This is a genomic window from Bacillus sp. 1780r2a1, from assembly GCA_024134725.1.
GTDB lineage: Bacteria > Bacillota > Bacilli > Bacillales > Bacillaceae_H > Priestia > Priestia aryabhattai_A.
On the sequence record CP099863.1, the window covers coordinates 3,206,181 to 3,219,486 of the forward strand.

At 38.4% G+C, this 13,306-nt stretch carries 10 protein-coding genes; all 10 read right to left on the bottom strand.

The genetic code is table 11. The annotated features are described in order from the left end of the window. Nucleotides 1-265: 265 nt before the first annotated feature. Nucleotides 266-1,039, bottom strand: a complete 774-nt coding sequence (locus NIZ91_16075; GenBank protein USY54253.1) for a cell division protein FtsQ/DivIB — start codon at nucleotides 1,037-1,039, stop codon at nucleotides 266-268. Nucleotides 1,040-1,181: 142 nt separating this feature from the next. After that, nucleotides 1,182-2,087: a UDP-N-acetylmuramate dehydrogenase gene (murB, locus tag NIZ91_16080; GenBank protein USY54254.1), complete on the bottom strand. Its 906-nt coding sequence runs from the start codon at nucleotides 2,085-2,087 to the stop codon at nucleotides 1,182-1,184. A gap of 369 nt (nucleotides 2,088-2,456) precedes the next feature. After that, nucleotides 2,457-3,557 carry a stage V sporulation protein E gene (spoVE, locus tag NIZ91_16085; protein ID USY54255.1) on the bottom strand — a complete coding sequence of 367 codons (1,101 nt, stop codon included), beginning with the start codon at nucleotides 3,555-3,557 and terminating at the stop codon, nucleotides 2,457-2,459. A gap of 60 nt (nucleotides 3,558-3,617) precedes the next feature. Beyond that, a complete protein-coding gene (gene murD, locus NIZ91_16090) occupies nucleotides 3,618-4,967 on the bottom strand; it encodes a UDP-N-acetylmuramoyl-L-alanine--D-glutamate ligase (GenBank protein USY54256.1) in 1,350 nt (449 codons plus the stop codon). Next, complete coding sequence (mraY, locus tag NIZ91_16095; GenBank protein ID USY54257.1) at nucleotides 4,968-5,942, bottom strand: phospho-N-acetylmuramoyl-pentapeptide-transferase; 975 nt, start codon at nucleotides 5,940-5,942, stop codon at nucleotides 4,968-4,970. A gap of 58 nt (nucleotides 5,943-6,000) precedes the next feature. After that, complete coding sequence (locus NIZ91_16100; protein ID USY54258.1) at nucleotides 6,001-7,470, bottom strand: UDP-N-acetylmuramoyl-L-alanyl-D-glutamate--2,6-diaminopimelate ligase; 1,470 nt, start codon at nucleotides 7,468-7,470, stop codon at nucleotides 6,001-6,003. A gap of 230 nt (nucleotides 7,471-7,700) precedes the next feature. After that, nucleotides 7,701-9,617, bottom strand: a complete 1,917-nt coding sequence (locus NIZ91_16105) for a stage V sporulation protein D (protein ID USY54259.1) — start codon at nucleotides 9,615-9,617, stop codon at nucleotides 7,701-7,703. Between the two features lie 68 nt (nucleotides 9,618-9,685). After that, the gene (locus NIZ91_16110; GenBank protein ID USY57194.1) at nucleotides 9,686-11,962 is read right to left on the bottom strand and encodes a penicillin-binding protein; all 2,277 of its coding nucleotides are present in this window, start codon (nucleotides 11,960-11,962) and stop codon (nucleotides 9,686-9,688) included. A gap of 10 nt (nucleotides 11,963-11,972) precedes the next feature. Further along, on the bottom strand, nucleotides 11,973-12,332 hold the full coding sequence (gene ftsL, locus NIZ91_16115) for a cell division protein FtsL (GenBank protein USY54260.1): 360 nt from the start codon (nucleotides 12,330-12,332) through the stop codon (nucleotides 11,973-11,975). Nucleotides 12,333-12,368: 36 nt separating this feature from the next. Continuing rightward, complete coding sequence (gene rsmH, locus NIZ91_16120; protein ID USY54261.1) at nucleotides 12,369-13,304, bottom strand: 16S rRNA (cytosine(1402)-N(4))-methyltransferase RsmH; 936 nt, start codon at nucleotides 13,302-13,304, stop codon at nucleotides 12,369-12,371. Nucleotides 13,305-13,306 lie beyond the last annotated feature (2 nt).

Consider the following 13,306-nt stretch of genomic DNA (forward strand, 5'->3'; position numbering starts at 1 on the left):
TTCCCTTTTGTAAATTCAATTTTTTTCGACTTTTTCATGTTAATCTTTCAATTTCATTCAGTTAATCGGTTTGAATACAGTTTTGTACTGAACGCATATTTTTTCATAGAATAACTATTTACTATAACTATAAGTCTACACCATGAATGAAAGCTAGAAAAGCGAAATTTCAACGTTTACCTAATTATGTTACCTTTTTTAACACATTAAGGTTATATCATGTTCTGCACTCGCTGTTATTTCTATCCATTCAAAGAATGGGCAGCTATTCATCACTCTTCTGTTCATTTTTCTTATATGGTGTAAAAGAGTTTCCTTCCAGATCAATTACACCTTGTTGTTCTGGCGTTAGCTCTTTTACAATAGCCGGATAGTACACGATTTTTTCTGAGAAATTTTTAATCTTAGCACTAACTTCTCTACCATCGTTCATAAACACCTCAACTTGAAGGGGTTCTGCTTTGGTAGGCGTATAATAAATCTCTGAAATAGAACTTGCCAGGCTTACCGGCGTCTTCGCTAGTTCTTGTACCATCTCTTGAATAGCTTCTGGGTCATTCCATTCTACAAGCAAAGGAGCACTTGATATCATTTCGCTGCTCTTGATTGCTTTGAGAACTTTTCCATTTTCATTGACGGGGAAATATGTACCGTTTGAAAATACGTATGCTGTGCGCTCGTATTCTTTCACTTTAATTGTTACCTTATTAGGAAAGCTTTTAATAATCGTCGCTGTTTGAATTTCAGGATGTTTTTCTACCATCTCACTGACCTTATCTTTGTCGACTTCCCAATAGCTTGTTTTATTTGTTAGGTTGCTTGCTTTTATAACATCCTTACTACCCACATATTCGTTCCCTATAACTTCAATTTTTGAAATATTACTCAGGGATGACTGCGAATATACAATGAATAGAATAAGGATGAAAAAGAGTGATAAATAAAAGATAAGCCGCCTATTTGCTTTATGCTTACGCTGCTCTTTTAGCTTAGGCACGCGATCTTCAAGAACAATTAACTTGCTTTTATCTTTATCCATTTTGTTTCACCCTTACCCTGTTGAGAAAGCTCCCTGCTCTCCCTTACTCATTTTCCCAAATTCTTTGTTAGAATACCTTGATTATAGCATACAATCAAGATCCATCCCCTTGGTTTTTGCACTTTTTTCCATTGTTTTATCATTAACGACCTATTATTTCTACTTCTGTGTGCATATCAATGTCAAAGCGCTCTTTAATTGTTTTTTTCACATGATCAATCAATGCTAAGACATCGCTTGCCGTGCCGTTGCCTGTATTCACAATAAAGTTACCGTGCATTTCACTAATTTGAGCTCCACCGATTGAGTAACCTTTTAAGCCAGACTTTTCAATTAAATCTCCCGCATAGTTTGGTAGTGGATTTCTGAAAATACTACCTGCACAAGGGAAGTTCCAAGGCTGAGTTTCACGACGATAATCTTTGTTTTTTTGCATAACCCCTACGATTTCATCGCGAGTTCCTTTCTTCAGCTGTAGAACTGCCTGCACGCAAACTCCCGGGCGCTCTTTTTGTAAGATTGAGTTGCGGTACGAAAACTTCATCTCTTCATTTGAAAGCCATTCTAACGTTCCATCTTCAAACAAAATGTAAGCTTTTTCTAGTATTTGTGACATGTCAGAACCATGAGCACCTGCATTCATATAAACTGCACCGCCCACTGAACCTGGAATACCACTTGAAAATTCAAGCCCTGATAAACCTTGTTTGGTAATAACAGTAGCAAGTTTAATACTAGGGTATCCTCCACCTACTGTAACGCGCTCACCGTCAATTTGTAAATCATCAAGTCCTGCTCCAAGCTTAATGACAACACCCTCAATTCCTTTATCTGACACTAATAGGTTAGAGCCGCGTCCAATAGCTCTCCACTTCACGTTATGCTTGCGAATAATGTCCATTGCTATTTTTAGATTTTCTACAGAGCTTGGTTCTAAAAGAACATCTGCAGGCCCACCAATCTTCATTGTTGTATGCTTGGACAACGGTTCGTTTTCACGAACTCTTCCAATATTTAATTCCATTAATTCTTTTACTAACGCTTCCATAAGAACCTCCTACTAACCATTTTTACTGTTGTCATCCATCATTACATTTATTTATCGTATGACATTCACCTAAAGAATGTACGTCTATTTTAGATTTTAGTGAAGCTTTCAATATTATTTTATCAATTGTTTTAATATATTTCATGCAATAACCTATGTAAATAGGGTTTGCTAGCTTATTATAAAAAAACACTCAATCTTTCACATCATATCATAGTTGACAGTAGATTTGGTTATGACAACATTACATTTTTAAAACATTTCATTCAAAAATATCATACACCTGTAAAGAAACAAAATAAACCGCCAATTAACACCTATTTTTCATAGGTTTCATTGACGGTTTATCGTTACATTAGTATCATATCTTTAATAGCGAGAATAGCGGCTAACATTCAGCAATACTCCTACTGCGGCAAGCATTAAGGTTAGTGAAGAGCCTCCATAACTTAAAAAAGGCAGTGTAATACCGGTTACCGGCATTAATCCAGTTACTACTCCAATATTAATCATAACCTGAATAGCAACCATTGAAATAATCCCAAGCGCTAAGAAACTACCGTACAAATCGGGCGCACCTAGAGCTACTCGTATACCACGCCATAATAACAAACTAAATAACACTAAAACTAGTGAGCCTCCTATAAAACCAAGCTCTTCTGACAAAATCGCAAAGATAAAATCTGTTTGAGGCTCTGGGAGGTAGAAGAACTTCTGTCTGCTTTGTCCCAAGCCTAACCCTAAAAGCCCTCCTGGTCCAATTGCATATAAGGATTGAATAATTTGAAAACCACTTCCTAACGGATCTTCCCATGGATCTAAAAACGATGTAATTCGTTTAATTCGATATGGAGCAGATAGTACAAGTACAACAAATCCTCCAATCCCCAATAACCCTAGACCTACAAAGTGACTAATACGAGCTCCTGAGACAAAAATCATAACGATACATGTTCCAACTAGTACGGTTCCTGTTCCTAAATCCGGCTGAAGCATAATGATACCAAAAGCTAAGAAAACAAAAGATAAAGCTGGTAGCATGCCTTTTTTAAAAGAGGTTATGTTCTTTTGATTCTCCGATAAATATTTGGCTAAAAAGGTAATCATTGCGAACTTCATAAATTCCGACGGCTGAATTGAAAAAGCGCCTACACCTATCCAACTTTGAGAACCGTTCCTTACTAAACCTACACCCGGAATCAAAACCAATATTAATAGTACAAAACAAATAATGACAAGCGTTTTGGACCACGTGCGCCACGTCCAATAGTCAATGTTCATGATGACAAACATAGCACATATGCCGAGCCCAGCAAATAAAAGCTGACGCTTAGCAAAAAAGAATGAATCCTCAAACTTATATGTAGCCCATACCGCGCTTGCACTGTAAACCATAATAAGTCCAATCGTTAAAAGAGATAGTGTAACGATTATAAGAAAAAAATCTGGCGTAGACCTTTTCGTCGACAATGTCATGCACCTCGAAACAATAGATTAGGGCTCTTGTTTTCTAGGTGTTTAGACAAGCCCTTATTTCAGTTTATGCACAGACTTGATAAACATGTCTCCACGTTCTTCAAAAGTTTTGAACTGATCCCAGCTTGCACAAGCTGGAGATAATAGTACAACATCATCTTCTTCTGAACAGTCATATGCTTCAATTACTGCTTGTTTAACATTATCGACACGTTTAACGACTTGTATTCCTGCTTCTTTTGCGACACGCTCAATTTTTGGTGCCGTTTCACCAAATGTAATAACAGCTTTCACATGTTCAAACGATGGCTTTAATTCATCAAACTCATTACCTCGGTCCAATCCACCAGCTAACAAAATGGTAGGCTGTGTAAAAGCAGACAGCGCTACTTTTGTTGCCAATATATTAGTAGCTTTAGAGTCGTTGTAGAATTTACGTTTGTTAATGGTTGTCACATACTGAACGCGATGTTTAACTCCTGCAAATGTTGTAAGCACTCGATATATCGCTTCATTTGAACAACCTAATAACTTAACGACCGCAATCGCTGCTAAAATATTCTCTAAATTATGCTTACCGGGTAAAACAACATCTTTTACATTCATAACCGCTTCGTTGCGGAAGTAAAGCTGGTTGTTTAATAGGTAGGCACCGTCTTTTACTTCTTCATTAACAGAAAACGGCACAATTTGTGCAGCAATACTTTTACTTGCTTTTTTTACTTCTGAATCATCCATGTTAACTACAGCAAAATCATCTTGTGTTTGATTTTTAAAGATATTTGCTTTTGCTTGCGCATACTCTTCCTTTGTACCGTGGTAATCTAGGTGCGCTTCAAATAGATTCAAGAATAAAGAAATCTTAGGTTTAAACGTTTCAATACCCATCAATTGAAAAGAAGAAAGTTCCGTCACAATAACGTTTTCCGGCTTTGCTTCCTGCGCTACTTCACAAGCCACTGTACCAATATTACCTGCAATTAGCGGACTTTTACGATCCTCTTCTAGCATTTTATAAATTAACGTAGTAGTTGTTGTTTTTCCGTTACTCCCTGTGATCCCTATGAAAGGTGCTTCGCTAATTTGATATGCTAGTTCTACTTCAGTAATAATTGAGAGCTTGCGCTTTAATGCTTCTTGAAGCAGAGGATTGGAATAAGGAATCCCTGGATTCTTTATAATAACCTCCACGCCATCAAGTAGCTCTAACGGATGATGACCACAAACGACTTTAATTCCAATCGCTTCAAGTTGCTGAGCTGCATCATTTTCCTCATATGGTTTCTGATCATTTACAACCACTTTTGCTCCTAAACTCTTCACAAGTTTCGCTGCTGCTAAACCACTTTTTGCAAGCCCTAAAATAAGGACTTGTTTACCTTGATAACCATCAATTGTTTTCACTTATATCCACACCTCAATGTAAATTCCCAGCATTGCAAACAATAACCCTACAGCCCAAAATGTCATAACAACGCGCCACTCGGACCAACCGCTTAGCTCATAGTGATGATGTAATGGACTCATTTTGAACACGCGTCTGCCCGTTGTTTTAAATGATGCTACCTGAATCATAACGGATAATGTCTCAATAACAAAAACACCGCCAATAATAACAAGTAAAAATTCCATTTTCATTAAAATCGCAATCGTTGCAATAGCTCCGCCTAAGGCTAGTGAACCTGTATCTCCCATAAACACTTTTGCTGGATATGCATTAAATACTAAAAAGCCTAGAACCGCGCCTACAACAGCGACTGAAAAAATAGAGATTTCAAATTGACCTACATTCCATGCTAAAACAGCAAAAGCACCAAAGGAAATTGCGCTTGTACCTGATACTAAACCATCTAGACCGTCTGTTAAGTTTACTGCGTTTGAGAAACCAACTAACCAAATAATTAAGAAGATAACATAGAACCAACCAAGATCAATTGGTGTTGGAATTCCTGGAATGGTTACCTCAGTTGAAAACTCAAATTGCCTAGCGATGAAGTAAAAGATAATCGCAATAACCACTTGCCCTAAAAACTTTTGCTTTGATGTTAAACCTAAATTTCGCTTTAATACTACCTTAATAAAATCATCTAGGAAACCTAACAATCCAAAGCCAATTGTTACAAATAACAGTAGGAATGTGCGATATGTTACCTCTGCATATTGATTAGCCATGATAAGCGTAGCCACAATGATTGATAGTAAAATCATAATTCCACCCATTGTAGGGGTTCCAGATTTTTTCTGGTGTGATTTTGGTCCTTCATCTCGAATACTCTGACCAAACTTTAATCTTCGTAAAAACGGAATGAATACCGGCGACAATAGAACCGTAATGAGGAAGGCTAAGCCGATGGTTAATAAAATAGCTGGCTCTAGCATGTCATTCCCTCCTCATTGAATGTATTGATGTTTCTTCTTTTTTGTTTCAAACAATTCATTACAAATTTCGCTCCCTAATCATTTTACGTGCCACTTCACGATCATCAAAATCCAGAACCTGATTACCAACAATCTGATACGTCTCATGCCCTTTTCCTGCAATGACAATAACATCATCTTTTTGAGCTTTTAATACCGCAAACTTGATGGCTTCTGCTCGGTCAACAATTGTAACAAAATTATCGGTTTCAATCCCTTGTTCCATATCATTTAAAATCGCTTCCGGATCTTCACTTCTTGGGTTATCAGATGTTAAGATAGCCTCCGTACTATAAGAAGCGGCAATGCTCGCCATAATTGGACGCTTTGTACGATCTCGGTCTCCACCGCACCCAACAATAGTATAGACGTTATTTGTTGCAAATTGTTTTACCGTTTGTAAGACATTTTCCAAGCTATCTGGTGTATGTGCGTAATCAACAATAACCGTAAAATCTTGGTTTTCATTTACTAACTCGAAACGACCCGAGACCCCTTGCAATTTCGTTATTTCCTCGACAATAATGGACAGCGGCATATCCGACACTAAGCAAGCTGCAGTTGCTGCTAGTACGTTATACACGCTAAATTTCCCAACAAGCTGCATCGTTACATCCACGCTCTCCATAGGAGTTACAAGCGTAAATGTTGTACCACCGTTTGTCATTTGAATATTTTTTGCACGTATATCACTTTCATTGTCAATGCCATATGTAATGACTGTAGCTGCCGTGCTGCGAATATATTCTTTTGATGCATCATCATCCGCATTTAAAATCGCAAATTTAGGGCGCTTGTCGCTATAATAAGCATTGCCTAATTGAGCAAATAATAGCCCTTTTGCTCGACGATAGTCATCCATTGTCTCATGATAGTCTAAATGATCTTGGGTCAAATTTGTAAACACGGCAACATCAAAGTCACATCCGTGCACTCTTCCCATATCAAGTGCATGTGAAGACACTTCCATCATTGCTACTTCAACATTTTCTTCTACCATTTGACCAAATGTTTTTTGTAAAGTTAACGATTCTGGCGTGGTATTCTTCACGTCATATGACTGATCGCCAATACGAATTTCAATTGTACCAATAAGACCTGTTTTCTTTTGTTGTGCTTTAAACATATGTTCAATTAAATGTGTAATGGTTGTTTTACCATTTGTTCCCGTTACGCCAATTAAACGTAATTTTTGAGTTGGATGGCTATAAAAAGCATCAGCTAACACAGCCATTGCTCGCTTGGTACTCTTGACTAAAATAACAGGTACATCAACATTAAGCGGACGCTCTGCCAGAATAGCCACTGCACCTTTTTCGACAGCTGTTTGTGCAAAATCGTGTCCATCAACCGTATAACCGTTTATGCAAATAAATAGTGCACCCGGCTGTACTTCTCTTGAATCCATTTCAATTGAAGTAATTTCAATGTTGTTTTCAGGAATTTGCACGAAGTCATGCAAATGCCCTAATAGCTTTCTTAAATCCATTGTTACCATGTCCTCTCTATGTGTAAAGCGAAGTATCACCTTGAACATTTTACAGAAAAAGAAGCCACGAGGGAACTCCCTCAAGGCTTAATTGTCTCAAACATACAAGTAGATAATTCCACTTATAGTGAATAAAACGAATAGAATAAAAGAGTCAGTTCATGTCATTACTTATTCTATAAAATGAAACATCTTCTATTGTACCACGTAATCACTCATATATATATGACTTAATTACTCATGTATACTCGAATTGTTTCGCCTTCTTTCACCTTCGTTCCAGCCTCAGGTGATTGTTTAATGACCTCTTCCCCTGAACCACTCACATCTAATTTTAAATTAACTAACTGCTCTTGTAACTCTTTTTTTGATAACCCTACAAGATTTGGTACTTTTATCATTGGTGTATCTAACCATGTCAACTCTTTCTCAATTTGGCCAGTCCGAGGTTGTACACCTAATACTGGCAAGCTATCTTCCATAATCTTTCCTACAATTGGCGCAGCAACTACTCCACCGAATTGAGTAGTTCCTTTCGGATTATCTACCGCTACATATACCACTAGTTCAGGATCATCAGCGGGAGCAAATCCAATAAATGAAACAATATGATTATTTTCTAAATATTTCCCATCTTTTGCCTTTTGAGCTGTTCCAGTCTTACCACCAACTCTGTATCCTTCTACAAACGCGTTTTTACCCGATCCTTGAGCAACAACACTCTCAAGAGCAAAGCGAACTTGTTTTGATGTTTCTTCAGAAATAACTTTGCGCTTTGCTTCTGGTTCATTTTTCTGAACCACATTTCCGGTTTTTGGATCAACCCATTCCTTAGCAATATAAGGAGTATACAAAGTTCCCCCATTTACGGCCGCTGCTACGGCAGCAACTTGCTGGATGGGAGTGACAGCTACACCTTGACCAAAAGCAGTTGTGGCTTGTTCTACTGGACCAACACGGTCGAGCGGAAATAAAATGCCTCTTGCTTCCCCTTGTAAGTCAATACCCGTTTTGTCACCAAAACCAAAGTTACGAATGTATTTGAAAAGCGTCTCTTTCCCTAAACGCTCTCCTAGTTCCACAAAGCCTGGGTTACAAGAATTTTGTACAACCTCTAAGAAAGTTTGCTGTCCATGTCCTCCACGCTTCCAACATCTTAGTTTGGCACCGCCCACTTCTGCCGCTCCGTCATCATAGAATTGGTCCTTTAATAAATCCACTTTCTTTTCCTCTAAAGAAGCTGCTAGTGTAATAATTTTAAACGTGGAACCAGGCTCATACGCACTCCATATAGGAAGGTTACGATTATACACATCTGGGTCAACTGTTTGGAAATCAGCAGGGTCAAATGTCGGCCTACTTGACATCCCCAAAATTTCACCCGTTTTAGGATTCATTGCAATAGCAATCATCCCATCTGGGTTATACGTAGTTTGTGCATTATCGAGCTCGCGCTCAATAATTGTATTTACTCTAGAATCAATGGTTAGTCTTAAATCCAGCCCATCAACCGGCTCTGTATAATCATCTGCAATATTGGGCATTTTTTTCCCTTTTGCATCTGAATAGAGCTTAACTGAACCTTGCTCACCTTTTAATTCCTTATCATAGTAAAGTTCCAAGCCCATTAAACCTTGATTATCAACTCCCGCAAACCCTAACACATGAGAGAGGTAACTACCAAATGGATAATGGCGCTTAGAGTCTTCTGCGATGTACACGCCTTTTAGGTTCAAGTTTCTCACTTCATTTGCTTTAGCATGTGAGATTTTACGACCTTCGGGGCGTAAATAGACGCTAGAAGCCGACTTTGTAATCTGCTCATATACTTTTTCTTTCGTTGTATTTAACACTTTTGCTAGCTGTTCAGCTGTGTTTGCCGGATCTTCAATTTGTCTTGGCATAATTAACACCGTGGGCGCACTTTTATTGGTTGCTAGTGGCACATCGTTCCGATCTAAAATCTTCCCTCTTTCTGGTTCAAAAGGGATATTTCTGCTCCAAAGCCCCTTAGCTTTTTCTGTCAACGTATCCCCCATAAAAAGCTGTACGTACCCAAGCCTTGTGTCAATAATTAAAAAGATTAAAAAACCTGCAATTAAAACTGCTGCTAATCGTTTGCGAACAGTTACTCCTGATACCCGCATATAGTAGAACCTCCTCTGAATCGGCTCGTTCCAATATATGCTTGTACACTCTTGGGTAGAACGTATTTCTAATCAGTTGGTTCAGCAGGTTTTTCGTCGGAATCTCCCTGACCTTCTTCACTTTGAACTTCTTCTTCTTTCAGTTTCTCTTTTGCTTCTAAAGCCTCTGAAAGGGATTCAGGAGGTTCAAGCTCTACTACTAAATAGCTTCCTTCTTTAACAGCTTTACCAGGCTTAATGCTTTGAGTCACCACAAAACCACTGTCTAATGCACTCACTTTCACATTCATAAACTCAGTAAATCGTATCACATCACGATGAGACCACCCGATTATATTAGGCATCGTTGGTGTACCCGTTGTTTGTAAAAATACCTTTTCTCCACTAATAACGGTGTGATCAGCCTTAGGAAATTGGTCATTGATGCTTTTGCCTTCTCCAACAATGACAGGTTTTAGTCCTTTTGCTTCTAATTCTTTCGTGACGTCACTTATCGATTTACCTTCATAATTATCAAGTTTAATTTCAGACGATGTGCTTTTTTGCTTCTGTTTTTCTTCGTCCGTTTCTTTAGGTTTAACTCCCAATGCTTGTAAGCTATTTTTCATAACGGGATTAAAAATCATCGAAATCGGAGCTGAACCTGACTCTTGAGGAGTTAATTTTGGATTTTGTACTGCTACATAAACTACTAGCTCTGGATCTTTCGCTGGTGCAAACCCTATAAATGAGAATAAGTTTTTACCATATCCACGCAAATACCCTCCCCCATTCGGATTCGGTATTTGAGCTGTTCCTGTTTTACCGGCTACGTCGTAACCTTCAATAGCGTATGCTTTTCCAGTACCATCATCCTCAGACACAACGCTTTCAAGAATGTCAAGTACTTCATCAGCCGTTTCTTTTGAAATAGGTTTTCCTACTACTTCTGGCTTCGTTTCTTTTTTCACTTTGTTCGTTGTACCGTCTACAACTTTTTCAATGACGTAAGGCTTCATCATCTTACCATCGTTGGCAATGGCAGTAGCAGCTTGAATTTGCTGAATCGGAGTGAATGCTGAACCTTGACCAAAAGCAGTCGTTACTCGGTCCCTTGGATATTTAGAAATCAGTTTGCTAGAAGCTTCGCCAGGCAAATCAATTCCTGTTTTTTTCATAAATCCGAAATCCTTTAAATAATTAAAGAGCGTTTCTGTGCCGAGCTTTTCATTCGCTAAAATCGCAATGGCAACGTTGGACGAACGACGAATACCTTCATTAAATGTAATTGGCCCCCAGCCATTACCACCGTTATGGTCACGAATTGGCGCATCTTTTTCACTAACTTTGTAAGCTCCTGATTGATAGATATCCTCGCCATTATACACGCCTTCTTCAATCGCAGCAGCGAGCGTAAAAATTTTCATCGTAGAACCAAGCTCGAAGCTGTCTTCAATAATAGGGTTTCGATAATTCGTTATATCACGAACGTTTGGATTAAACGTTGGTCTCGTAGACATTGCTAGAATCTCGCCTGTTTTTGGGTTTGCAACCACAGCCATAATGTTATCCGGATCGTATTCCTTTTGAGCATTTGTCAAAGCGTCTTCTACGAACGTTTGGATTTTTTCATCAAGGGTTAAGTAAATGTTATCACCATTTTTAGGAGGAACGATAGACTCCTTGGGATCAGGAAGCTTAATTCCGTTTTGACCAGCTTGATAGAGTACTTTTCCATCCTCTTCTGTTAACTGCTTATCATAAACTTGCTCTATCCCCATTTTTCCAACGATTTTTCCTTCATCATTCTTTTGCGCGTAACCTAAAATGTGAGAAGCAAATACTCCGTTTGGATAAAAACGCTTCGCATCTCGCAAGAACGTAATACCAGGTAAATTCAGCTTTTCAATCTTTTGCTTAGTCGTATTATTGATATCCCGTCCCCCGGGGCCAAGCTCTACTTGAAACGAACCTTTTTTTACACCTTTATCTAACAAACTCTGTAACTCTTCCTCTTTCATATTAAGCAGCGGTGCTAATTCTTTTGCTGTTTTTTCCGTATCTACTACGTGCTTTGGCTTGTCTTTATCTTTTGTTTGGTCTGGGTCTAGGATTGCTACAACCGTATATGCTCCCGTATCGTGTGCAATAGCTTCCCCGTTGCGATCATAAATCGTTCCACGCTGTCCTTCAATGGTTGTTTCTCTCGTATATTTCTTTTGTGCGATTTCGGCTAAAGCTTGACCTTCAGCTTTCCCTGTGGCCTGTATATAAAAGAACCTTCCTGTTAATACAAAAAAGAGCAATGCAAATATTACAATCAATATTGCTGCTCCCGTACTAATATTGCTATTTTTCTTAGGCATTTTCATTGGTTCAATTTTCGACTACTTTAACGTTATTTTCGTTTAAACTTAGTCCTAGTTCTTTTGCTTTTGCCCAAATTCGCTCATACGCACTTAGCTCTGTTACCTGAAGCTTCAACTCATTGTTTTTTGTTTCTTGCTGTTGAATGTTTGATTCTAACGCCTGTACTTCCGCATTTGTACTGTAAAGCGTCGCTTGATTAGAAATCATTTGAACTGCACCAAACAGCATAAGTGCAAGTGTACCTGTATAAACAAACTTTTCACCGACTGAAATCTTTCGTTTCGACTTTTTTACAACTTTACGAACCGGCTGCTTTTGTTGTTCATGTTGCGTGTTTGGTTTAACTTGATACGCTACATTACTCAACACAATCCCCTCCTCTTTTTTCTTTGCCTGTTACGCTTACTTTAGTTTCTCAATAATTCTTAACTTTGCAGAACGAGCTCGCTTATTATCAACCACTTCTTCTTCAGAAGGCACAATTGGTTTGCGCGTAATTACCTTCATCTTTGGTTGAAATTCTTCTGGAATAACTGGTAATCCATGTGGAAGCTGCGGGCCTGTACTCGCATTTTTAAATGCTACTTTGCAAATCCGATCTTCTAGCGAGTGAAAAGTAATAACGCTTACTCGTCCACCAACGCTGATTACGTCCATTGCTTGTTCAACTGCATCCTCAAATACTTGAAGTTCATCGTTTACAGCAATACGAATTGCTTGGAACACGCGCTTTGCTGGATGCCCACCTGTTCTACGTGCAGCTGCGGGAATACCGTCTTTAATAATGTCAACAAGCTCCAGAGTTGTTTCAATTGCTTTTTGCTCACGATATGACTCAATTTTTCTAGCAATTTGCTTTGAGAATTTCTCTTCACCATATTGAAAGAAAATTTTCACAAGCTTTTCATACGGCCATTCATTGACAATATGATAAGCAGAAAGGCTTGAATTCGTATCCATTCTCATATCAAGAGGTGCATCATGGTGAAAGCTAAAGCCTCGTTCTGGGGTATCTAACTGCGGAGACGAAACACCTAAATCAAATAAAACCCCGTCTACTTCTGTGATTCCATGTTCTTCTAACTTTTCTTTTAAATAACGAAAATTACTTTTTATGAGCGTTACTCGATTTAGATAAGGGGCTAATTTATCCTTTGCATTTTCAATTGCAATGTCATCTTGATCAAATGCAATTAACCTACCTTCATCAGATAACTTTTTGACGATATATTCACTATGACCTGCTCCGCCAAGCGTGCAGTCTACATAAATTCCGTCAGGCTTAATATTTAAGCCTTCTGCTGCTTCTTTTAGCAAAACAGTTGTGTGATTAAACATGT